The organism is Herbiconiux sp. L3-i23 (assembly GCF_023734115.1).
Classification (GTDB): domain Bacteria; phylum Actinomycetota; class Actinomycetes; order Actinomycetales; family Microbacteriaceae; genus Naasia.
In genome coordinates this window covers 1,129,466-1,152,988 of sequence record NZ_AP025737.1, presented here as the reverse complement: position 1 = coordinate 1,152,988, position 23,523 = coordinate 1,129,466, and the positions used below count along the sequence as shown (strand labels likewise).

The window sequence follows — 23,523 nt, the reverse complement described above, 5'->3', positions numbered from 1 at the left end:
GCAAACAGCACCGTCGATCCGTCAGCCGTAAAGCCGACCTGAGAGAGCCACCGGTGCGCGCACCGCTCCGCGGTTGCATATGCAACCGGAAACCGGAGAGGACAAGCCGATGATTCGTCGCCCAGCTGCCCAAGCCCCGGGTCAGCTGAAGTGGAAGGTTCGGTACGAGCTTTGCACGTTGAAGCGTCGACCCTCTTTGCGCCGCTGCAGGAACCCGGCGACCGTGTCGACGTCGTTAGGCCGCATGCCCAGCTCGCGGCACTTAGTGCGGACTTGCTCGGGAGTGATCGGCAACCAGCGGTCCGGCCGATTCATCATGTCGGCCTTGAGCTTGTCTTCTTCATTCCACTTGAGACCCGAGCTGTATCCGGCCGCCATCGCGGCGATGTGCTCAAGAATCCCGTCGACTCCATTCGGAAGCGGCTCGTGCGCCTTGGGCGAAGCAGATACGGCGGCTGGTGGCACCGTCTCGCCTCGCAAGAGCTGCGCGGGGTTGGCGTCTTCGATCCACTCGGCCGTCTCGCTCTCATTCCACTCGATCACCACGAGTGCGTCAGCCTCGACGCCCCAGAGCCCGTTGAGGTGCTGGCGATCCGGCCAGGCGTACAGCACTCGACGTCCAGCGAGCGAACCGGTCGAGAATCCCTTCCAGCTGAGGTGCAACACGCCAGGCTGCGCCACCAGCCGCTTCAGGCCGTCTCCATGGAACTGCTTCTGGGGCGTGACCACGACGACGGATCGACCGGGCTGCTCAAGTAGCCACTTGATCGCCCGCAGGTTCTGGGGTTCGCGCGAAGTCTCACCTTCACTGAGCCGCGAGATCGCGACGGGGAACTGGTACGTCTCGGATGTCATCGTGCATCGCCTCGCTTCAGGTACAGGAGATTCACGCTAGTGAGCACCTCCGACATTCTGAGTCGAGCTATGACACCCGCTTGAGACCGCGACGCGCTTTCAGAAGGCCGACGTCCCGACCACTTCGCTTCGGATCGAGCTGGCCCATCACCTTCGCCTGCGTCTCCGGGGTCCAGTAGATCTCAGCGTCTCGCGCGCTCGGGTGATGGCGGTGTAGAAGATGCCATGCGAGATGTCATCCTCGTTGGCGTCAGTTATGACGACCTTCACTGAGTCGTACTCCCGGGCGTGGCGGGCGATTAAGCGAGCGCCCCCACGGCGTCCAGCACCTTCATCGTGGCCAGCACGGCGTTGTCGCGGTACTGCTTCGAGCCCGCGACCTCGCGAACGGTCTTCACCACCTCGGCAGCACCAACCACCGCGATCGGCCCCGCACCGACGACCTGCTGGGCACACCAGTCGCGCACGGCAGCCTCACTCCCGCCGCCGGCGAACTTGCCGACGTAGAGTCGCAGCTCGACCTGGTCAACGTTGAATCCAAACCGCTCCGCGGCCGCCGCGACGACAGTGGAACGGATCTGCTCGTCGTTGAGGAGCGCGTAGGCGGCGTTCCAAGTGCGGTTCTCGCTCTCGCCGCGCACGTGCGCTGCCACGACCCCACGCGAGCCGAAGAAGGACTTCACCGTCGCGAGCACAAGCTTGTCGGCACGAGCGGCGACGAGATCCACCTCAAAGCCGTGCGTCTGCCACTCCTCGTAGGCGGTTTTGCGGGTGCGGCGCTTGACGGGGAACTTGAGCGCGCTCGAGACGACCAGCCCTTCGGCTTCCAGTGCGAGGGCGACGAACTGCTCAAAGGCTTCCACGCTTCCGAGGGTAGCCAGCGGCACCGACGACACCTCGGAGCCGAAGCGGGACGACAGCGTTCTACGGAGCCTTGCGCACTGCCTCGGCGGGGCGACTCTCGTTCGCCCCTTCGGCGCGCAATTGCTGGATCTCCGCGTGCACCTCGGCGGCGGCTGCCTTCAGCTCGGAGATAGTGAGGTTCGGCGTCTTGACGTATTTGTAGACGAAGGAGGGGGCGAAGTGGTTGAACTCCTTGCGCCCGCCAATCGCTTGCGGCAGTGGGGCAGGGAAGGAGTAGAACTCGGGGTGTTCGCGGCTGACGTCTTCGCGGAGTCTGCGAGACTCTTGGCTCCGCCCGGAGATGGATGGGTCGTGGTAAACGGCGGCGCGCCGGAACTGGCTGCCTTGGAGCTGCCAACCAATGTGCAGATGCATGCGGCGGGTGTAGACGTACTCGAAGGACTCGACCAGCGGTGTCGCGTTGCTCATGCCGCCCGCAGCGGGCTGCTCCAAGCCAGGAAGGAACTCGTTGAGCACCCGCGCGACGCGCTGTGCCCGCGCCTTATGGAGCGCCGCGCGCATCTGCGTGCTGGAGATCGCCGACAATATCGATCCCGGCAGCCAGACCGCCTCGTCGTCGGACTGCACGTCGACAGCCGAGACGAGCTGATACAAGTCGGCAACGAGCGCGGCGTAGCGGCGCATCGTCTCAACCTCGTAGGACGAGTCGGCAGGAAGCGCGTCGAGGATGCGAGCGGCGAACTCGGCGTAGCTCAGGTAGCGCCACTCCCCCAGGTCGAAGTCCGGCGCGCTTACCGAGAGCAGCACAAGGGCCGGCGTGTGCGGCCACTTCGATGCGGCTGCGTGGTACTCATGGAGCTGGTCTCGGTGGGGCAGGGAGAAGACCTTGTTCTCGATGACGAGCGGGGCACGGTCTGGCCAGTGGAACACGAGATCCATGTGACCTCGCTCGCGCTCTACGAACCGACCAGAGTCCGTGCCGGGCGAGGCAAGCGGCCGGAACGTCGCGTCGGCCGCATCCGGAAGCTGGTCGAAGAACCAACCGATGAGATTGGAGTGGAACAGCTCGCGCTGGCCGTACATGAGCCGCCCGAGCGGGTTCGCTTCGATGCGGCGGGCGACGTCTTTGAAGTCCTCAGTCATAACGAGTCTCAGGTTAGGGGCGCCGAGTCGCGCTGCTCATGAAGCAGCGCTTTGCCGGCCTTGGTGGTCTCCCACTCAATGACGACTTCCCCGGGTGCCGGGGTGTGCTGCCGAGGGGCGATCAGACCGTCTCGTGCAAGACGCCGAGCGGTCGTGACACGCACGACCTCATACGCCGGAGCCGGGAGATCAAGGTGCGCCATCGCGTACGGGCCGTCCAACGTGACGCTCGGCACGACCAGGCCATGTTCGGCAATGCCGCGAAGGGTAGAGACCCTGCGTGGGCGAGAGCGGGCGCATGATGAGACCGTATCGACTCGCGCCGACACCCAAGGGAGGCGTCGTGGCAGGCGCATCTGAAGCGACGTCTCCGGGCTCAGGTACCGTGAGAGCGGTGAGGCCCCACTGCCTTCGAAAGAGGTGAACATGGGCAGCGAGATCGAGCTGGTCAGCGACGGTGAAGGCGTCGCCATCTTCGGCCACCCCAGCGAGGTTGAGCTCTTCCTCTCTACCGCCGGAGTCACCTCGAAGGAGATTGCCCTCCGCTCGTCGTTCGGCGCAGCCCTGAACGCGGGCTCCGGTGTGGCGCAAGCGGGCTCTCAGATCGCAGCAAACTCGGGCCGCTGGGTGAAGCTCACCGAGGAGTCCGCCAAAGCGCTCAAGCTCGGGAAGGCGATGAAGGGGTCCTCGGACGGCGTCAGCCGCGCCATCGCCACCACGAGCAAGGGCAAGGTCACGAAGATCCTGGAGTTCGTGAAGCCCGGCTCGGTGGGCTCAATGCTGACGAACCCAGCGATGCTCGCGGGTGCTGCGGGGATCATGGCGCAGCTGGCCATGCAGCAGACCATGGAGGAGATCACCGAGTACCTCAAAGTCATCGATGAGAAGGTCGACGACATCCTCCTCGCACAGAAGAACGCAGAGATCGCGAAGATGATCGGCGTCGGCATGGTAATCGACGACGCCATGTTCAAGCGTGAGCACGTCGGACGCGTCTCCGAGGTGACCTGGTCAAACTTGCACGGCGCCGCCCAGACCATCGCGACCACACAGGCCTACGCGCTGCTCCAGCTCGACGCGCTCGCAAAGAAGATGGAGAAGAAGTCCAAGGTCGGCGACCTCGCCAAGCACTCCACGCGGCGGCGCCTGGGGAGCATTAAAGCACGCTCTGGCGGTCGCGGGCGCGACGCTTCCAGGAGGCCGGGATGGTTTGGACCTTCTGTCGACCGGGTTGGCACCGGACTCCAGGGTCCGTGTATCTCGACCTGCCGCGCCGCCCTCAAGCGCGCAGCAAAACTTGGACAGATATCTCCGATGCAACACTCTATATGAGGCATCTCTGGGATGGACTTTGGGCTGCTGGCTGTAGGCTACACTCCCCTAACTCCGGCGAGGAGGCGCGTGACGTGCGCTCCGGCCACGGTCGCGCTGGAGACATGGCACCGCTATATTCTGCTGAGACGGCGGGAAAAAAACATGGCTGCCATCGAGGCAGAACTAGGAAGCAGCCGGCTGATCCACGGTGGCTCGTGGAGAACTTTAGCGGGACTACGGTGGCACTGGTGCCAGCAGGCGTTGAGGCTCGTGTGAAGAGAGCTGAAGGCGACTATAGGAACAGAAGTAGACAAGCTGGGAGCCTTCCCCACTGGAACGTTTGCTACAAAAAAAAAAAAACCGCAGCACGAGGAGACAATAAACAGCCGCAGCCATGAAGCATGGGATCTGCTCTCTGCTGTGATCCCTCCTCGCTACATGGCTCGAGCTAGTAAAAAAACTGTGAGTGGGCACACTCCAGCAGAGCCCTGTCGCATTAGGGCGTGCAGTTAGACGCCTCCCATGAACATGCGCACAGGCAGGCTTGTTGCCAGGACAGCACATGCGGCTCGGCCGCCAGGCCACAGAACAAAAAAAAAATATAGCAGATTCTCACCTCAGAATCTCACTTGGGCAGGCATCAACATGCCGATGGATCTGGACCTTGCAGGTTCAAACAGGCCTGGAGAGGACAACAGGCCAGCTCAGCACCTTGCCACCCTGTGTCGGACCTTAGAAGTCCTTGGTTCCTGTAGATGAAGAACCCTGGACTCCAAAGACGGCCGCCAGCTCGAGCACCGCGCTGCTGTCATGCGGCTTCGGGAAGTGATCGACATGGGCGAGAAAGGTGCCCCCGCTCGGGTACGCGACGGTCAGCTTGAAACGGTGACTCACGCCGAGGTGCGCCGTGAAGAAGCTAGAGGCGCAGGAAGATGGCCTCATCGAGCTCGCTGCCGATGGAACGCTCGCGACCAGCAAGTTGCGCGAGCGGCTCGAGCAAGTGTCGATGAAGAAGGGGCGGTCCAGGAGAAGTTCGCCCATACGGAGGACCGCCTCCACTATGGAGCTGAACTCGTCCTCGCCCACGTCGACACGCTCGCCGACCCAATCCAGCTATTCAATCGCGTGCCCGATCACGTCCGCCGCGATCTGCTCGGCGCGCTGTTCACTCAAATGGTCGTTAACGTCGAGGACGACAAGATCAACATCTCCAGCGAACGCTCCGAAGTAAACGACGCGGTCCACCACTGGGAGACGCAGCGCCACCTCGCGGCGCAGGCGCACGTCCCAACGAAGAGAGCCCCCCCCCCCCCCCGCATTTCTGCGAAGGGCTCTCTTTCGACCTCCGAGGAGGTCCCTTTGTCCAAAGGTTGGAACATCCTCAATATGGTCGGGCTGACAGGATTTGAACCTGCGACCCCTTGACCCCCAGTCAAGTGCGCTACCAAGCTGCGCCACAGCCCGTGGCTTGTGCCTCCCTCGCGGTCGGCGCGATCAACCACTTTACCGCCTCCCGAGGCCCATCGGTGACACATCCGACGAACCTCGCGTCGCGAAGACGGCAACCGGTCGACAACCCGCCGCCTGAGCGGTCACACCGCCTCGATGCGAAGCATCACCACGCGTTCCGGGAACGAGCCCGGCAGGTGCAGGCCCGCCGTCGCGAGCGCGCGTCCGCTCAGCACCACGCCCGCTCCGTCCGAGTACCAGGGCGGGTCGGCGCGGCCGTGATCCGGCTCGCCGACGACGACCGGCGCGACGCGGTAGCGCCTCTCCGGGTCGAGGCCCGGCAGGGTGAAGCGGCCGCGCGGCGACACCGTCGCCCGCGTCAGGAAGGCGACGAAGAACAGCGCCTCCGACCTATCATCGGCGACCGCGCCGTAGACCTGGAACGCAGGGTCGATCTCGTCCGCGCGCACCATTTCGCCCGTGTGCAGTAGCGAGCGATGCTCCTTGTAGAACGCGATCCACGCGGCGAGGTCCGCGTTCTCCTGCTCCGTCGCCTTCGTCAGATCCCACTCGATGCCGAAGTGACCGAACACCGCGGTCGCGGCGCGGAACGACAGCGCGTGTGTGCGGCCGGTCGTGTGGTTGGCCGTCGCGCCGATGTGCGAGCCGAGCAGCTCGGCGGGCATCAGCTGCATCGTCCACCGCATCATCTGCTGCCGCTCCAGCGGGTCGATGCAGTCGCTCACCCAGACCCGGTCGGTCCGCTCGATGACGGCCAGGTCCGCGCGCGCGCCACCCGATGAGCACGACTCGATCTCGAGGCCCGGGAAGCGACGCTTCAGCTCATCCATCAGCCGGTACGCGGCGAGCGTCTGCTCGTGCACGCCCGCCACCCCGGTCGGGAAGGTGCCGGCGTCGATGAGGTCGCGGTTGTGATCCCACTTGATGTAGGCGATGTCGTACTCGGTGAGGATCGCCGACATGCGCTCGAGGATGTGCTCGTACGCCTCCGGGATGCCGAGGTTCAGCACCTGCTGATCGCGCCCGCGAAGGGGCAGGCGGCCGCCGGTCTGCATGATCCACTCGGGATGCTCGCGGGCCAGGTCGCTGTCCTCGTTCACCATCTCCGGCTCGAACCAGAGACCGAATTGCATGCCGAGACCGGTGACGCGGTCGACGAGCGGCGCGAGACCGTGCGGCCACACGTCCTCGTCGATGGTCCAGTCGCCGAGGCCGGCGTGGTCGTCGCGGCGGCCCGTAAACCAGCCGTCGTCGAGCACGAACCGCTCGACCCCGAGCGCCGCGGCCCGGTCGGCCAGGTCGGTGAGTCGATCGATGTCGTGGTCGAAATAGACCGCTTCCCACACGTTCAGCGTCACCGGGCGCGGCGTCGTCGGATGCGTCTCGCGGCTTCTCAGGAAGCGGTGGAAGCGGTGCGCCTGATCATCGAGACCGTCGCCGTACGCGGCGTACACCCACGGCGAGCGGTAGCTCTCGGACTCGGCCAGGCGGACCTCGCCGGGCAGCAGCAGCTCTCCCCCGCCGATCACCTGCGCGCCGGCCGACAGCTGCTCGGCGTAGTGGCGGTGATTACCGCTGAAGCCGACATGCACGCCCCACACCTCGCCGGAGGCGAAGCCGAAGCCGGGGGTTCCCACGCTGAGCACGGTCGCCGCGTCCGGGCCGGTGCGGCCCTTGCGTCCCTCGCGCTCGTGGATGCCCACGACGAGGTCGCGGCGCTGCGGGATGCGCTCCTTGCTCCACCGCCCCGCGAAGTCGAGGATCTCGCGGGCGCGGACCGGGATCGGCAGCGCCAGGTTCACCCCGTCGACCGTGTAAACGCCGGAGCCGCTGTTAACCAGTGCAGCGCGGGTGCGGAGCAGCCCGGAGGCGAGCAGCTCGATCTCGAGGGCGAGGTCGAGCCCCGCCACCGCGTCGTTGGCGGTCACCGTCACGACGGCGCCACCGGTCTCGACGAGGCGCCCGTCAGTGCGGGTCTCGCCGTCTACCTCGATGGCGGACACGGTGAACTTCGGCGACCAGTCGGCTCCGTCTCGGTGGCCGACGATGCCGGGCTTGCCCTCCCACCCGGCGTGCTGTTCGGGCAGGACGGAGACGCGCACCGGCACGTCGACGACATTGCCCGACGTGGGTTCGGTCGCGGCGAGTTCGAGGGCGAAAACATCGTCCGCGGTCTGCGGGCCGAGCGCCGACCCCCAGTACGTGACCGCGGGCAGGCGGCCACCGGTCGCATCGATCACGACACTGACACCCCCAGCGGTGAGGTGCAGCACGACATCGGGCGCATCGGCCTGCGAATCGGTGGTCGAGAAGGCTGGCGGACTCTTCGTCACAGGGAACTCCATCGTCGGGTGGTGGGTCGAGATCTGCGGATCGCGGCGGCGAGGCCGTTCGCCTACATCCTGGTGGCGGATGTGGCGCTGGTCACCGCCGCGATCTCACAGCGTGGGCATCACAGTGCGGTGAACCGCAGGGTCAGTGAGCGGGCTTCCGGGCGCAGCAGGGCGTCGGGCCAGACGTCGGGTCCGCAGGCGCGCGAACCGAGTCCGTTCTGTCCGACGTCGAGGTAGAGGTACGTGGCACTGGCGGCCGGGAGCTCGTGCTGGTGGGTCGCGACAGCGAGCTGCTCCGCCGTGTACCGCGACAGCGTGAAGCCGGGGCGACGCCCACGACTGTCAGCCTCTGCTTCGACGCGCATCCACGGGCTGCCGTTCGCCGTGATGTCGAGGCTTCGCAGGTCACTGCGGTGGCCGCTCTCCTGCGGCCAGGCGTACGGGAACCGCAGCTCGTCGATGCCGGCCTGGAAGCGTCCGACGTTCACGCCGCGGCGCGAATCCGGGTACGACTCCCCCGGCCCTGTGCCGAACCACTCGGCGCCATCGACATCGAGCGGCAGGTCGAAGCGCACCCCGAAGCGCGGCCACACCAGATCCCACCGCGTGGTGGGGATGAGCTCGATCGAGAGCAGCACCGAGTCGCCGTCGACGGCCCAGGTCTCTTCGAGCGCCACCGCGTCGCGGGTGTCGGCGGCAGCCCATCGGGTGCGCCGCTCCAGCGTGGTCTCGGTCCTGCTCACCTCGATTAGGCGGGAGCTCAGCCGGTCGAGCCCCGCCTCGAGCCATTGGAACGCATACGACGGGCCCGGGATGCCGAGCCCGCGGCCCTCCCACGGATCCGTGACGTCGTAGCTGCCCATGTGGGAGCCCGCGTCGTTGTCCGTCGGCGCGCGCCACAACGAGAGGTGCGGACCCGCGACGAGCGCGTCGCCGAAGCCGGTGAAGCGGCCGTCCGTGAACCGCGCCGGACCCAGCTCGTAGGTCCCGGTCGTCTCCCGACCGTCGGCGACGGCTCCGCTGCCGTGCCGTGCCGGAACGGCAACCGAAGGCACTCGAGGCGCGGGCGTCGACGCCAGCTCCACCTGACCGATAGCGAGAGCGTGACCGGCTGACGCCCACGACGTATCCGCCGCGAGCACCGCCGAGACGGTCAGCCACAGCTCGCCGGGCTCGAGCCCGAGCGTTTCGAGATCGAGTCGCAGTTCGATGTCCGCGTCGGCGCCCGCGGCCAGCGGCGCACCGTGGGCACCCTCGACCTGCAGCACGCCCGCCGCCACCTCGTGGCCGTCGCGCTCGATGCGCCATTGAAACACGAGGTCGCCGGTGTGGGCGGAGTGGCGGAGGTTGCGCACCGTGACCGTCGCCGCCTCGTCCGTCACTACGAAAGCGAAGCGGATGGGCGCCGTCACCGCCGCGAACTCGACCAGGCCCGGGGTCGGGGTGCCGTCGGAGAGCACCATGCCGTCCATGCAGAAGTGGCCGTCGTGCACGCCGGTCTCGCCGAAGTCGCCGCCGTAGCCGAAGAACGACATCCCGTCAGCGGTGTGGGTACGGATGCCGTGATCGCGCCACTCCCAGACGAACCCGCCGTGCAGTCGCGGGTACCGGTCGACCAAGTCTTCGTACAGCTCGATGCCGCCCGGGCCGTTGCCCATCGCGTGGACGTACTCGCAGAGCAGGGCGGGCTTGGTGCGCTGCCGCGCCGACTGCACCACCGACGCGTCGAGCAACCGCGATGTCGAGTCGCTGCCGATGCTCGCCAGCTCGGCGATCGCCGGGTACATCCGCGAGTAGACATCGGTGTAGTCGCCCGCGTGATCGCCCTCGTAGTGGACGGGCCGTTCGGGGTCGCGGGCGTGCACCCACTCCGCCATCGCGGCCATGTTCGCTCCGGTGCCCGACTCGTTGCCGAGCGACCACATGACGACGCTCGGGTGGTTCTTGTCGCGCTCAACCGTGCGTTCGATGCGGTCGAGGTAGGTGGCACGCCAGGCCGGATCCTCGCTCGGGTTGCCGAACCACTCGTCGACACCCGAGGTGAACTGGCTGCCCCCATGATGGAAGGCGTGCGTCTCGATGTCGTTCTCGAGCATCACCCAGAAGCCGTACTCGTCGGCGAGGTCGAGCACCCGCGGATGCGGCGGGTAGTGCGCCGTGCGGATCGCGTTCACGTTGTGCCGCTTCATCAGCTCGAGGTCGCGACGCACAAACTCCTCGTCGAAGCCGCGCCCGAGGTCGGGGTTGGTGTCGTGCCGGTTCATGCCGTGCAGCACGACGCGACGCCCATTGACGAGGAAACGGTCGCCGACGATCTCGACGGAGCGGAAGCCAAGGCGCAGCGCGATGCTCTCGGCTCCGCCCGCGCTCACCACGGTGGCGTCGTAGAGCCTCGGGTCCTCTGCGCTCCATGGCTCGACGGCCTTGATGTCGATCGGCGCGACCTCGGCGGGGCTCTGCCAGGTGACGTCGACGCCGAGCTCCGGCACCGACAGCCGGATCGGGTAGGCGGCATCGGCGGCGCGCAGCTCCGTCGACAGCGTTCCCGCCCCGGAGCGGTGGTCGAACGCGGCCCGCACCCAGACGTCCTCGACCCCGCCGCGCGGTCGGGCCTGCAGGGTGACATCGCGGTAGATGCCGGGCAGCCACCACTGATCCTGGTCCTCGATGTAGGTCGACGCCGACCACTGGTGCACGCGCACGGCCACGACGTTGACGCCCGCGCGCACCGCATCGGTCACGTCGAACTCCTGCGCGAGACGCGACCCCGTGCCGACACCGATCTCGACACCGTTCAGCCACACCCGATAGCGCGACTCGACCCCGTCGAAGCGCAGCACCACCGCCTCGAAGCGGTCGCGATCCATCCACTCGGCGGGCAGCTCGAACGTGCGCCGATGGTCACCGGTCGGGTTCTCGTCGGGCGAGAACGGCGGATCCTGCGGGAACGGCAACTTCACATTCGTGTACTGCGGGGCGCCGTACCGGCCGTCGCCCTGCAGCACCCAGTGCGCCGGAAGCGGCAGCCGGTCCCAGCCCGAATCGTCGAACTCAGGGCTCGCGAACCCTTCCGCCGCCTCCCCCGCAGGAAGCACGGCGGGCGCGCCGAGGGTGCCCGGGGCGCCGCTCAGCAGCCGGAAGCGCCACTCGCCGTTCAGCGAGAGGGACGGCGCATCCGAGTGCAGCCACGACCGCGCGGGGCGCCTGCGCCCCCTGCCCGGTCCGATGTCGTTGAGGTAGTGGTCTTCTTCGCGCACTCGACTTCGTTTCGGATCGGATCTATCGGGGAGCGGGGGTGGGAGTGCTGAATCTCAGCGTCAGCAGCTCGAACGGGCGCAACTCGAGGTCGACCCGGCGGGTGTGGGTGGAGCGGATGGCGCTGCTCTCGAGAGGTCGCTCGAGCAGGTCGGTCGCCTCGACGGTGTCCCACCCGATCGACGTCGTCACGGTGCCCGACGACCGGTCGCCGTGCGCTTCGTACAGCCGCACCACCAGGTCGCCGCTACCGTCTTCGGCGAGCTTCACCGCTTCGACGACGATGGCCGGGTTCGACACCGCGAGCAACGGCTCGACCGGCGACCCGGTCACCGCGCGCGGCGGCAGCGACTGGCGGTAGCCGTCGACGATCGCCTCGGGGATGCCGCCCGGACGCAGGCTCACGGTGAACGAATGCGTGCCCTGATCGGCGAACGGGTCCGGATACCGGGGAGCGCGCAGCAGCGACAGCCGCGCCATCACCATCGGGCTGCCCGACGGTGCGCGCAGGGTGCGCAGGTCGTGGCCGTAGACGACGTCGTTCGCGATCGCGACCCCCCAGCCCGGCTCACCGACCTGCACCCAGCGGTGCGCGACGGTCTCGAACCGCGCCGAGTCCCACGACGTGTTGCGGTGGATCGCGCGATGCAGGTGACCGAACTGGATCTCGGACGCCGCCCGCTCGGCCCGCACGTCGATCGGGAACTTCAGCTTCAGCAGCTTCTGCGACTCGTGCCAGTCGATCTCGAACGCGAGGTCGATCCGACCGTCTTCGAGACGCACGCGCAGGTCGATCGCCGACCCGCCGACCTCGTGACGGACGGCCACCGCGTCGCCGTCGATCGCGACGGAGACCGGGTCGAGCAGCTCGCGGCCCGTCCGCTGGTCCTCTTCGTTGATGTCCCAGGCATCCCACTCGCGCGGGGTGTCGCGCAACAGGTGCAGGACCCCGCCCGCCATGCCTTCGGGCAGCACCTCGCGGTCGGCGACCAGGTCGCGGATGGACACGAAGGTGCCGCGCGCGTCGATCGTCACTCGAAGCTGTTCGTCCTCGAGCACGAATAGTCCGCCGTCGGCCGACGGTGCCGCGGCGATGATCTCGGCGGCCGGCCCGAGAGCCATGGCCCCGACGCCGCGTTGCGGGTACGGTCCGGCGTTGGCAGCGAGCGCCGTGTCGCCGTCGCCCGCGAGCGCGGTCAGCGACGCGTCGATGATCCGCCCGAGCACCTCGGCGACGCGCGCGTAGGAGGCTTCGGCGTCCTGGTGCACCCACGCGATCGAGGTGCCGGGCAGGATGTCGTGGAACTGCAGCAGCAGCACCGTGCGCCACGCATCCTGCAGCTCGGCTGCCGGATACTCGGTGCCACGCAGGATCGCGGCGGTCGCCGCCCACAGCTCCGCCTGACGCAGCAGCGCCTCGCTGTGCCGGTTGCCCCGCTTCGTCTTCTGCTGCGACACGAGCGTGCCGCGGTGCAGTTCGAGGTACATCTCGCCCACCCACACCGGCGGCGAGGTCAGCTCAGCTTCGGCCGCCTCGAAGAACGAGTGCGGGTCGCCGAGCGACACCCGGGGCGAGCCTTCGAGGTCGCGCTTGCGGGCGGCCTGTGCCAGCATCTCGCGGGTCGGACCTCCCCCTCCGTCGCCCCACCCGAACAGGCCCATCACCTCGCGGGCCGAGCCCTTCTCGCTGAAGACGCGCTCGGTGCGCGCCAGGTCGAGCGCGCCGAGGTCGGAGTTGTAGGTCTCCGCCGGGGGTAGGTGGGTGAACAGACGCGATCCGTCGATGCCCTCCCAGTGGAAGGTCGAATAAGGGATGCGGTTCGTCTCATTCCACGACGGCTTCTGCGTCACGAAGTAGCGGGCACCGGCAGCGCGGGCGATCTGCGGCAGCGCGGCGCTGTAGCCGAACGAGTCGGGCAGCCACACCTCGTCGCTCTCGATGCCGAACTCCTCGAGGAAGAACTTCTTGCCCTGCACGAACTGGCGGGCGAGCGCCTCACCGCTCGGCATGTTCGTGTCGGACTCGACCCACATGCCGCCGACCGGACGGAACCGACCGGACGCGACCGCGGCGCGCACCCGCTCGAACAGCTCGGGCTGGCTCTGCTTCAACCACAGGTACTGCTGCGCCGAGGAGGCGGCGAAGACGAACTCGGGGTCGCGCTCGATGAGGTCGACGACGTTCGAGAACGTGCGGGCGACCTTGCGCATCGTCTCGCGCGTCGGCCACAGCCACGCGGAGTCGATGTGCGCGTGCCCCACGGCGGTGACGTGCAGGGCGCTGCCCGGAGCCGTCATCGCGAGCGCCGGCGCCAGGGCGTCGCGCCCGAGTTGGGCGGTGCCCGAGATGTCGTCGGGGTCCATGACATCGACCATGCGTTCGAGCGCGTGCACGATGTCGGCACGGCGGGCGGTGTCGGCGGGCAGCATGTGCACGAGCCCGTCGAGCGCGAGCACGTCCTGCAGCAGCTCCCAGACGACGATGTCGCGGCGGGCGACCTCGATGCGGACGACGCGGTAGTGCGCCTCGTCGCCGGCGGTCGCCCTGTCCCCGAGCCGAGTCGGCTCGTACTCGTACGGCACCTGGATCGTCGGGTTCGCGGCCGCTTCGAGCAGCAGCCGGAAGGCTCCCGGCTCGGTGATCGGCACCCACGCGTTGCGAGGCTCGATCGCCTTCACGATCGTCCCGTCGGGACGGTACGCGGTCGCCTCGGCCTGGAAGCCCGGCTGCTCGTCGACGAAACCGAGGTCGACGATCAGCTCGGTCTCCTCCGCCGACCAGTCAGCGGGCACCTCGCCACGCACGTCGAACCACACCGTGTCCCACGGCCGCCCCCACGGCGCGCCGATCGCGATTGGCTCGAATTCCTGCGTCACCGCGGTGGCGAAGGGAACGGGCTCGCCGTCCACCTGCCATGCGGTGACCTCGACCGGGCGCGCCTCGCGGTACAGCGCCGGGGTGATCCGGAAGCGGGTGAACCGTCGCACCCGCTGCATCGCGAGTGTCTCGGCGTCGAGTCTTACTCGACCGTTCGGGTTCGACTCGTCCGTCATTCCGCGTTCTCCCGCGGCGCGATGAGCTCGCGGGTGTAGTAGTCGACGAGGCCGTCGGGCGACGGCAGAACCGGGCGGTCGAACTGACCCGAGACGTACATCGGCGTGGTCAGGTACGACTCACGAGCACGGTCGGAGTAGGCCCACTTCACGCCGTTCGCGATGACGCGCTGCACGTCGGGGTGGTGGTAGACCGGGAAGATCTCGTCGCCGGGGCTGAAGTAGAACACCTTGCCGTACCCGCGGTTGTAGGTGATGCCGCTGCGGAACACCTCGCCGCCTGAGAAGCTGCTGATGAAGATCAGCTCGTCGGGTTCGGGGATGTCGAAGAACTCGCCGTACATCTCCTGACCGGGGATGATCAGCGGCTGCGGCACGCCTTCCGCGATGGGATGGCGCGGCGCGACCGTCCAGACGAGCTCGCCGTCGTTGTCGTTGCGCCAGCGCAGGCTGCAGGTGGTGCCCATGAGGCGGCGGAAGATCTTCGAGTGGTGCCCCGAGTGCAGCACGATGATGCCCATGCCCTCGAGCACGTGCTTCTGGATGCGGTCGACGACCTCGTCGGTGACCTCTTCGTGCGCGGTGTGACCCCACCAGAGCAGCACGTCGGTCTGCGCGAGCAGTTCCTCGGTCATGCCATGCTCGGGGTCGTCGAGCACACGGGTGGTGACGGTCACGTCGTCGCCGAGCAGGCGGGTGATGCCGCCCGCGATGGTGGCGTGCATGCCGTCCGGGTAGATGCCGCGGACGACCTCGTTGATCTGCTCGTGTCGGTTCTCGCCCCAGACGACGACCCTGATGGCCTTCTTCTCGGGGGTCGAGCTGCTCGGTGCAGCAACGGTCATCGGGCGCCTCCTGAGGCGATCGGGGCCGGGGACGATCCCCAGGCCGGGGTGGAGATGCCGTCTTTGGCACTGGTCCATGAGCGCAGAAGATCTGCGATGTCGTCGCTCTGCTCGTCGGCGATGGCCTGAGCGAGCGACTCTTCGAGCAGGTCGGCGAGAACGACCTTCTCGCCGCCGCGGTCGCTGCTGCGGATCGCGCCCTCGACCATGGCGAGGGTCAGCACGTTGGTGCGCACCTCGTTCTGCGGGGTGACGCCCGACCGCAGCGAGGCGACGAACTCCTCCAGGGAGCCCTCGATGCCCTCACTGCCGTGCCGCACCTCGATCGGGACGCCCTCGGCGTCGGTCTCGACGACGAAGTCGCCGTCCCAGTGGGCGGCCCCCTTCTCGGCGTAGACGTGCCAGTCGCCGTTCCACGAGGTCTGCAAACCCGGGGTCGCCCGGCTGCCGGAGTAGATGAAGCGGGCACCGGAGGCGAGCTCGAACGTCGCGGTCGCCGCCGCGTCGCCCTTGAACCAGCTCCACGACGGGTTCCACGAGTCGCAGCGCACGCTGACCGGCTCGTCGTCGCTCAGGAAGCGCAGCATGTCGAAGTGGTGCACCGACATGTCGACGAGCAGTGGATGCGCCATCTGCTCGCGGAAGCCGGGCTCGTGGTCCTCGTGGAAGAACTGCGAGTGCACGGCACCGAGCGGGCCGAGCGCACCGACCGCCTGACGGAACGCCGCCAGGTGATCGAAGTAGCGCCGGTTCTGGCTCACCATCAGCAACTGGCCGGTGAGGTCCGCGAGGGCCACCTGGCGCAGCGCCTCAGAGATCGTCGGAGCCAGCGGCTTCTCGCAGAGCACCGGGAGTCCCGCCCGCAACGCCTGCTCGTTGACCACGCGGTGCGCCTGCGGCACCGTCACGTTGACGACCGCCTGAGCACCCGACGCCTCGGCCACCTCGACGAGCGAGGCGCCGACGGCGATGTCGAGTCCGGCCGCCGTGACCGTCGACTTCGCGAGGTCCACGTTGAGGTCGACGACACCCACCGGCTCGGCGTGCGACGACTTCGCGAGCATGCGGATCCACTCGCCACCCATCGCGCCTGCGCCGACGACCAGAACGGGAAGCCGGGCAGGCTCTGACATGTGCGTCATCCCTTCAACGCTCCACCGAGGCTCGACTTCAGCAGGTGCTTGCGCACGAGCATGTAGAGCACAGCGGGAGGCAGGACGTAGACGATCGCGCTCGCGGCCAGCAGACCCCAGTCGACGATGTTGCGCTCACTGAACGCGCGGAACAGGCCGATCGCGAGCGGGTACAGGTCCTGGTCCTGCAGCAGCACGAGCGGCGTGAGGAAGTCGCCCCATGAGCCCATGAACATGAGCATCGCCGCGGCGCCGAGACCCGGTCCGATCAGCGGCAGCACGATGCGGTATGCCGCCTGCAGACGGGTGTTGCCGTCGGTCCACGCCGCCTCCTCGAGCTCGATCGGCACCGCGTCGATGGTGCCCTTCATCAGCCAGAGGGTGACCGGCAGGCCGCTCACCGCCTGCACGATGATGAGCCCGAACAGGGTGTTCGCGAGCCCCAGGTTCACCATGATCAGGTACAGCGCGACGATCGTCGCCGGCGCCGGGATGACGCGGATCAGCAGGATGCTGAACATGAAGAAGCGGCGTCCAGGGAAGTTGAAGCGCGAGAGCGCGTAACCGCCCGCGATTCCGAGGGCCAGGTTCAACGCGGTCGAAGAGATCGCGATCACGAGGCTGTTCACCAGCAGCAGCGGTGTGCCGGACGCCGTGAAGAACTTCACGAAGTTGTCGAACGAGAATTCGGGCCACTGCACTGTCGCGCCGGCGTTCGCGTCGACGGCGCTGAAGACGACCCAGAGGAACGGGACGAGGCAGAACAGAGTGAGCAGGACGATCAGCGCGTAGCCGATGAAGCGCTGCAGGACATCGACCGGGCGGAGCGGGCGGCGTCGACGAAGGATCGGAACGGGTGCCGCGGGGCGGGTCTCGATGGCGGTCATGTCACACCTCTACCTTCGCCAGGCGCACGTACACGAAGCCCAGCACGACGACGATGGCGAGCAGGATGATCGACGCGGCGCTGCCGATGCCGATCTGCGAGAACTGCAGTGCCCGCTCGTAGATGTAGATGGCGGCGATGCGGGTCTGCCCACCGGGGCCGCCGCGGGTGAGGAAGTACACGAGACCGAACACACCGACGGTGCTGATGGTCGTGAGCAGGAGATAGAGGAACACCGGACCGCGGATCAGCGGAAGCGTGACATGGCGGAAGACCTGGACCGCCCGCGCGCCGTCGACACGGGCGGCTTCGATCAGTTCGGCGGGGACGTCCTCGAGGGCGGCCTGGAACATGATCATCGCGAAGGCGAGACCGCGCCAGATGTTCACGAGGATGATCGCGAGCATGGGCGCCGTCTGCAACCAGGCGGTCGGCTCGGCCCCGAACACGCCGGTGAGCCGGTTCAGGGTTCCCTCGGGGCTCGTCGCCAGCACGCTCGCCCAGGTGAGGGACGCGACGACCTCGGGCACGACCATGGGCATCAGCAGCGCGGCTCCGAAGAAGCCCTTGCCGCGGATCCATGGCCGGCTGAGCAGGATGGCGGCCAGCATGCCGAGCACGGTCTGGCCGACGATGGCCGACCAGAACAAGAAGGTGCCGGTCTGACCGAGCGAGGCGATGAAGTCGGCGCTCGCGAGGAGGTAGGTGTAGTTGTCGATTCCGACGAACTTGGGATCGCGCGCTGCGAAACCGGTGAGCTGGGTGTTCGTGAGGCTCAGCCAGATGCCGTAGACGGCGGGCATCACGATGAACAGGACGATCAGGACCGCCGAGGGGCCCAGCAGGAGGAGGACGAGGGGCAGGGTGCTGGCGCGACGGCGCCGCGGCGCAGACGGCCGGGTGGCCGTCTGCGCCGCGACGGGTGCGTCGATGATCGACGTCACTCCTTCACCAATGCGGGTCCGAGGAGCTCGGTGGCGTTCGCGACGAACGCGTCGTACGCCTCCTGCCCGCTTGCGCCACTGAGGATCAGCTCCGTGGCGGACGCGACAGCCTGAGCGATCTGCTCGGCACCGTCGCCGGTCACGATGAAGACGCTCTCCTTGAGGTCCTCACCGGCCTGCAGCAGCTGCGGTTCCTCGGAGTAGGGCGCGACATCGTCGAGGTCGTCACGGGCCGACGCTGCACCCGAGGCCACCAGCTGCTCGGCGAGCGGCTTGCCACTCGAGAGGTACTTGATGAACTCGAAGGCGGCTTCCTTGTTCTCGGAATCCTCGGTGATGGCGTAACCGCCGCCGGTGCTGCTCCAGCCGTAAGGCTCGTCACCGTCGCGGAGACCGGGCCACTGCCAGGTCGACACCTTCTCGGTCAGACCCTCGATGGGAGTCGCACCCTCGGGGCCCCAGTCGAACTTCCAGCCCCAGGTGCCCTGAGCGGAGACCTGGATCTCGCCGGCCGGGAACTTCTCGTACTTCGTGGGCTCCCACGGGTTGGGGTTCTGCAGGTCGGCGACCGGCAGCAGGTCGTTCGCGACCAGGTCGGCGTAGAGGTCGAAGACGGCGAGCCATCCGGGGCTCTCGAGGTCCCAGGTGCCGGTCTCGCTGTCGTAGTACTCCTTGTCGGTGCCGCCGAGGAGGGGCTGGAAGCCCTCACCCCAGGTGCCGCCACCCCACGCCGTGCCGGCCGGGACCACGATGGGGTTGTCGCCGGTCGCGTCCCGTACCTGCACGAGGCGCTCGATCAGTTCATCCCAGGTCTCAGGCTGGGAGGTGTCGACGCCGACCTGCTCGAGGATGTCCTTGCGGTAGAAGAGGTTCAGCACACCCGCACCGGAGGGCAGGTTATAGATCGAACCATCCTGACGCGTCATCGCTTCCTTGACCGCAGGGTAGTAGTGCTCCCAGCCGTCCCAGTCGTTCAGGTAATCGTCGAGCGGGGCGAGGTAACCGGCGCCGGCCCAGCCGATCGCCATGTTCTCGCCGATGTCGAGGATGTCGGTGGCCTGCCCGGCGACGAGCTGCTGCGTGACCTTCGTCTGCATCTGCTCATCGGTGAGGATGTCGGCGACGAGGTCGACCTTGATGTCTTTGCCCTCTTCCTTCATCGCCGCTTCGAAGCCGGGGATCTCTTTCGAGATGGCGTCGATGTTGGTCTGCTTGGTCTCGAGGATGGTGATCGTGACGGGACCGTCGGTTCCGTCCCCACCACCGCTGTCTCCTGCGGAGCAGCCGGTGAGTCCCGCCGCGGCGACCACGGTAGCCGTGAACGCAGCGACAACGTACTTGCGCTTCATTGCGATGCCTCTCCTGGAATCACCCCGTCGGCTGCTTTGCCGGCTGTCGGGTCGATCCCGTTCTGCATGTTAGAACATTCGCGACGAATCCGCCAACGATTTCCGGGTTTTGTACTAACATGACATATGGACCATCATGTCAGTGCAGACGAGGGGCGGGTGTCACATGCTGGACGGTGGACAGGCGGTAGTGCTGCCGATCGAGCAGTTGCTTCAGCCTACGACGCAGGTGTCCCCTCTGTGGGTGCGTCTGTCTGCGGGCCTCGAGGCCGCGATCTCCTCGGGCGCCCTGCCGCCGGGGGCGCGCCTCGAGAACGAGGTGTCGATGAGCGAACGTCTTTCGCTCTCGCGCCCCACCGTCCGTCGGGCGATCCAGGAGCTCGTCGACAAGGGTCTCCTCGTGCGCCGACGCGGCGTCGGAACCCAGGTCGTGCACGGCTCCGTCGCCCGACAGATCGACCTGACGAGCCTCCACGACGACCTCGAGCGGTCCGGCCGGGTGCCCTCGACACGCGTCCTCGACGTGACCTTCGCACACGCGACGAGCGAGGTCACCGATCAGCTGGGCCTCGCCTCCGACGCGAAGGTGCTGAAGATCCGCCGGGTCCGGTTCGCCGACGCGGTGCCGATCGCGATCCTCGAGAACTATCTGCCCGAGGCGTTCGCCGACATCACGGCCGAGACACTCAACGACGTCGGCCTCTACCACGAGCTCCGAGCACGCGGGGTGACGCTTCGCGTCGCGCGCCAGCGGATCGGCGCCCGGCGGGCGAGCGTCGATGAGGGGCTGCTCCTCGACATCGGCCGTGGTGCACCGGTGCTCACGATGGATCGCACGGCGTACGACGCCGACGGCGCCGCCGTCGAGTACGGGCACCACTGCTACCGCCCCGACCTCTACGGCTTCGAGATGACCCTCGTCGACCGGTGAGGCACGCATGACGGTGACCCTGCAGGACGTGGCCGCACTCGCCGGCGTCTCGATCAAGACGGTCTCGAATGTGGTGCGCGACTACAAGCACGTGCGCCCGTCGACCCGGGAACGGGTGCAGGCGGCCATCGACGAGCTCGGATACGCGCCGCACAGCATCGCGCGACGCCTCGCGACCGGCAGGACGGGCATGGTCGCCTTCGCTCTCCCCGCCATCGAGGCCCCGTACTTCGCCGAGCTCGCCGCCCTCGTGTCGACCGAGGCCGACGGCTTCGACTACCGCCTGCTGATCGAGCAGACGGCCGGCGGCCTCGACGACGAGCGCGCCGTGCTGCGTGGGCGCGAGCAGGGACTCGTCGACGGCCTGATCTTCCAGCCGACGGTCCTCGACGCCGCGGCCATCGAGCAGTTCCGCGGGTCCACTCCGCTGGTGCTCCTCGGCGAGATCGCGGCACCGCCGACCGTCGACCACGTGATGGTCGACAACATCGCCGCCGCCCGCGCCGCCACCTTCCACCTGCTGCAATCCGGACGCACGCGGATCGCGTTCCTCGGCCGTTCACTCTCCGACGATCACGTCACGGCGGGGCTGCGCGTCGATGGCTACCGCTCGGCGCTCGAGGATCTCGGCGCCTACCGCAGCGACGAGCTCCTGATCCCGATGACCCAGTTCGGCGCGTTCGCCGCCGAGGCCGCGGTCATCGACGCCCTCGAGGCGGGTGTCGACTTCGACGGGCTCGTCTGCTTCGACGACCTCTCCGGCATCGGCGCGATGAAGGCGCTCGCCCGATCCGGGCGGGTCGTGCCCGACGACGTCGGCGTCGTGGGCTGGGACGACATCCTCATGGCGCAGTTCACCACCCCTGCGCTGACCACGATCCGACCCGACAAGTCCGCGCTGACCCGCACGGCGTTCCGCATGCTGCGCGACCGGATGGACGGCAGTGCCGACCCTGGGCGGCACGAGCTGGTCGGGTTCGACCTGGTGGTTCGGGGCAGCACCGCGAGCTGACGGCGCCCGCACGATGCCGACACGCGGTGTCGCTGAAAAATTTGCAGCGCTAGAAAAACTACGTCACAGTGTTCCGCATGGAACCGACTCCCTCGCCCGAAGCCGATCTCATCGGCTCGTACCCCCGCCCGCAGCTGCGCCGACCGAACTGGCACAGCCTCGACGGCGAATGGCGCTTCGCCTACGACGACGACGAGATCGGCGCCGCCGAGGGCTGGTTCCGCACCGGCGACTTCGCGCAGACGATCCTGGTCCCGTATCCCCCGGAATCGCCACTGTCGGGCATCGGGGACACCTCCTACCACCCGGTCGTCTGGTACTCGCGCCTCCTCACCGACACCGAGCTCGAGCGTGCCGACGCGGACACCCGCCTCCTGCTGCATTTCGGTGCCGTCGACTACGCGGCCACCGTCTGGCTGAACGGCAGCCAGGTCGCCACCCACGCGGGCGGGCACTCCCCCTTCTCGGCCGACATCACCGACTACCTCGTCGACGGAGGCGAGAACCTCGTCGTGGTGCGAGCCATCGACCGTCCCCTCGATGTCGGCCAGCCGCGCGGCAAGCAGGAGTGGCTGCCCGAGCCGCACTCGATCTGGTACTTCCGCACGACCGGCATCTGGCAGCCGGTCTGGCTCGAGCAGGTGCCGACGACCCACATCACCGAGCTCACCTGGCGCACCACCCGCGGCACCGACAGCGTCGTCCTCGAAGTGCTCTGCAACCGGCCCCTCGAGAACGGCGCGCGGGTCGACGTCGAGCTGCGTTACGACGGCGCTCCCCTGGCGCGGGTATCGGTCGAGTCGCTCACCTCGGGCGCGCCGATCATCGACATCCCTCTGCGCGATCAGCGCAATGGCCAGCACTACGAGAATCTCACCTGGACGCCCGAGAACCCGCGGCTCATCGACGCGACCGTCACCGTGACCGACGGGACCGCCATCGACTCCGTCGAGTCGTACCTGGGGCTGCGCACCGTCGGAACCGCCGCCGGTCGCTTCCTGCTCAACGACCGGCCGTACTTCGTGCGCTCGGTGCTCGAGCAGGGCTTCTGGCCCGAGTCGCACCTCGCGGCACCGAGCGCCGACGCCCTGCGCGCCGAGGTCCAGCTGATCAAGGACATGGGATTCAACGCGGCGCGCATCCACCAGAAGGCCGAGGATCCGCGGTTCCTGTACTGGGCCGACCGGCTCGGGCTCATGCTCTGGGGCGAGGCGCCCGCGGCGTACGAGTTCACGACCGACGCGATCACCGACCTCACCCGCGAATGGGTCGAGCTGGTGCGCCGCGACCGCTCGCACCCGTCGATCGTGACATGGGTGCCGTTCAACGAGAGCTGGGGCCTGCGCGACCTCCTCACCGATGCGCCGCAACGGGCCTTCTCCCGCGGTCTCTCCGACCTCACCCGGGCGCTCGACCCCACCCGCCCGGTGGTGTCGAACGACGGATGGGAGCACACGCAGTCGGACATCCTCACGGTGCACGACTACGACGGCGACCCGGTGACCTTCGCGGCACGGTACATCGACCACGCTGCGCTCGAGAAGCTGTTCGCGGGCTACGGCCCCTCGCACCGCATCATGATGGCCGAGGGCGAAGCCGACACCGCGACGGTCCCGGTGATGGTGAGTGAATTCGGCGGGATCAAGTTCGAGACCACCGAGTCCGCGCCGGCGTGGGGCTACTCGACGAGCAACACCACCGAGGAGCTCGAGTCGCACCTGCGCGGCCTGTTCGGCGCGCTGCTCGACAGCACCGTGCTCGCCGGATTCTGCTACACGCAGATCACCGACACCATGCAGGAGGCCAACGGCCTCGCCTTCGAGAACCGGGTGCCGAAGCTGCCCATCGAGGTGCTGCACTCGATCATCGCCGCAGAGTCGCGCTCCAAGCCGTAGTTCCGTGCGCCGAAAGGCCGGCGGTCCCACCTCGGTGGAGCCGCCGGCCCTTCGGCATTCTGGTCGGGCGCGTGTCCGCCCGTATACACGGATCAGGAGATCCGACCCAAAACTGGGCAACTCGCACACGGATCAGGACCATTTCGCCGGATACTCCTGATCTGTGCACGAACTCCTGATCCGTGGACCCACCGGACGTCAGCGCGCCAAGTTGTGTGCACCGATCAGGAGATCCGGCCC

Annotated in this window: 17 protein-coding genes and 1 tRNA gene; 4 read left to right on the top strand and 14 right to left on the bottom strand. The window is 67.7% G+C overall.

Features of this window, described 5'->3' with window-relative positions:
• Positions 1–141 precede the first annotated feature (141 nt).
• The 3 genes from NGH83_RS05425 to NGH83_RS05415 all read right to left on the bottom strand — a co-directional run bounded on the left by NGH83_RS05425 (position 142) and on the right by NGH83_RS05415 (position 2,862).
• Complete coding sequence (locus NGH83_RS05425) at positions 142–855, bottom strand: hypothetical protein (RefSeq protein WP_251858043.1); 714 nt, start codon at positions 853–855, stop codon at positions 142–144.
• 299 nt (positions 856–1,154) lie between these two features.
• Positions 1,155–1,718, bottom strand: a complete 564-nt coding sequence (locus tag NGH83_RS05420) for a hypothetical protein (RefSeq protein ID WP_251858042.1) — start codon at positions 1,716–1,718, stop codon at positions 1,155–1,157.
• A gap of 61 nt (positions 1,719–1,779) precedes the next feature.
• On the bottom strand, positions 1,780–2,862 hold the full coding sequence (locus NGH83_RS05415; protein WP_251858041.1) for a PD-(D/E)XK nuclease family protein: 1,083 nt from the start codon (positions 2,860–2,862) through the stop codon (positions 1,780–1,782).
• Positions 2,863–3,288: 426 nt separating this feature from the next.
• Between NGH83_RS05415 and NGH83_RS05410 the strand changes: the two genes are divergently transcribed.
• Positions 3,289–4,194 carry a hypothetical protein gene (locus NGH83_RS05410; RefSeq protein ID WP_251858040.1) on the top strand — a complete coding sequence of 302 codons (906 nt, stop codon included), beginning with the start codon at positions 3,289–3,291 and terminating at the stop codon, positions 4,192–4,194.
• Positions 4,195–4,908: 714 nt separating this feature from the next.
• Here NGH83_RS05410 and NGH83_RS05405 read toward each other — a convergent pair.
• The 11 genes from NGH83_RS05405 to NGH83_RS05355 all read right to left on the bottom strand — a co-directional run bounded on the left by NGH83_RS05405 (position 4,909) and on the right by NGH83_RS05355 (position 19,445).
• Positions 4,909–5,262: a hypothetical protein gene (locus NGH83_RS05405; RefSeq protein ID WP_251858039.1), complete on the bottom strand. Its 354-nt coding sequence runs from the start codon at positions 5,260–5,262 to the stop codon at positions 4,909–4,911.
• A 27-nt stretch (positions 5,263–5,289) separates the two neighbouring features.
• On the bottom strand, positions 5,290–5,460 hold the full coding sequence (locus tag NGH83_RS05400) for a hypothetical protein (RefSeq protein WP_251858038.1): 171 nt from the start codon (positions 5,458–5,460) through the stop codon (positions 5,290–5,292).
• Between the two features lie 103 nt (positions 5,461–5,563).
• A tRNA-Pro gene (locus tag NGH83_RS05395) sits at positions 5,564–5,640 on the bottom strand.
• A 128-nt stretch (positions 5,641–5,768) separates the two neighbouring features.
• Positions 5,769–7,991, bottom strand: a complete 2,223-nt coding sequence (locus tag NGH83_RS05390; protein ID WP_371872758.1) for an alpha-galactosidase — start codon at positions 7,989–7,991, stop codon at positions 5,769–5,771.
• A 107-nt stretch (positions 7,992–8,098) separates the two neighbouring features.
• Complete coding sequence (locus tag NGH83_RS05385; RefSeq protein ID WP_251858036.1) at positions 8,099–11,236, bottom strand: glycoside hydrolase family 2 TIM barrel-domain containing protein; 3,138 nt, start codon at positions 11,234–11,236, stop codon at positions 8,099–8,101.
• Between the two features lie 22 nt (positions 11,237–11,258).
• Positions 11,259–14,288, bottom strand: a complete 3,030-nt coding sequence (locus tag NGH83_RS05380; protein ID WP_251858035.1) for a glycoside hydrolase family 38 C-terminal domain-containing protein — start codon at positions 14,286–14,288, stop codon at positions 11,259–11,261.
• Complete coding sequence (locus tag NGH83_RS05375) at positions 14,285–15,133, bottom strand: ThuA domain-containing protein (protein ID WP_251858034.1); 849 nt, start codon at positions 15,131–15,133, stop codon at positions 14,285–14,287. Before NGH83_RS05375 ends, NGH83_RS05380 begins: the two co-directional genes overlap by 4 nt.
• A complete protein-coding gene (locus NGH83_RS05370; RefSeq protein WP_251858033.1) occupies positions 15,130–16,266 on the bottom strand; it encodes a Gfo/Idh/MocA family protein in 1,137 nt (378 codons plus the stop codon). Before NGH83_RS05370 ends, NGH83_RS05375 begins: the two co-directional genes overlap by 4 nt.
• Positions 16,267–16,271: 5 nt before the next feature.
• Positions 16,272–17,153 carry a carbohydrate ABC transporter permease gene (locus NGH83_RS05365; RefSeq protein WP_251858032.1) on the bottom strand — a complete coding sequence of 294 codons (882 nt, stop codon included), beginning with the start codon at positions 17,151–17,153 and terminating at the stop codon, positions 16,272–16,274.
• A 1-nt stretch (position 17,154) separates the two neighbouring features.
• Positions 17,155–18,096: a carbohydrate ABC transporter permease gene (locus tag NGH83_RS05360; RefSeq protein ID WP_251858031.1), complete on the bottom strand. Its 942-nt coding sequence runs from the start codon at positions 18,094–18,096 to the stop codon at positions 17,155–17,157.
• On the bottom strand, positions 18,093–19,445 hold the full coding sequence (locus tag NGH83_RS05355; RefSeq protein WP_251858030.1) for an ABC transporter substrate-binding protein: 1,353 nt from the start codon (positions 19,443–19,445) through the stop codon (positions 18,093–18,095). Before NGH83_RS05355 ends, NGH83_RS05360 begins: the two co-directional genes overlap by 4 nt.
• A 166-nt stretch (positions 19,446–19,611) precedes the next feature.
• On the opposite strand from NGH83_RS05355, the gene NGH83_RS05350 reads away from it, so the two are divergent.
• The 3 genes from NGH83_RS05350 to NGH83_RS05340 all read left to right on the top strand — a co-directional run bounded on the left by NGH83_RS05350 (position 19,612) and on the right by NGH83_RS05340 (position 23,283).
• Complete coding sequence (locus NGH83_RS05350; protein WP_251858029.1) at positions 19,612–20,376, top strand: GntR family transcriptional regulator; 765 nt, start codon at positions 19,612–19,614, stop codon at positions 20,374–20,376.
• A 7-nt stretch (positions 20,377–20,383) separates the two neighbouring features.
• Positions 20,384–21,388, top strand: coding sequence for a LacI family DNA-binding transcriptional regulator (locus NGH83_RS05345; RefSeq protein WP_251858028.1), 1,005 nt, complete (start codon positions 20,384–20,386; stop codon positions 21,386–21,388).
• 77 nt (positions 21,389–21,465) lie between these two features.
• The gene (locus tag NGH83_RS05340; RefSeq protein WP_251858027.1) at positions 21,466–23,283 is read left to right on the top strand and encodes a glycoside hydrolase family 2 protein; all 1,818 of its coding nucleotides are present in this window, start codon (positions 21,466–21,468) and stop codon (positions 23,281–23,283) included.
• The last annotated feature ends 240 nt before the right edge of the window (positions 23,284–23,523 follow it).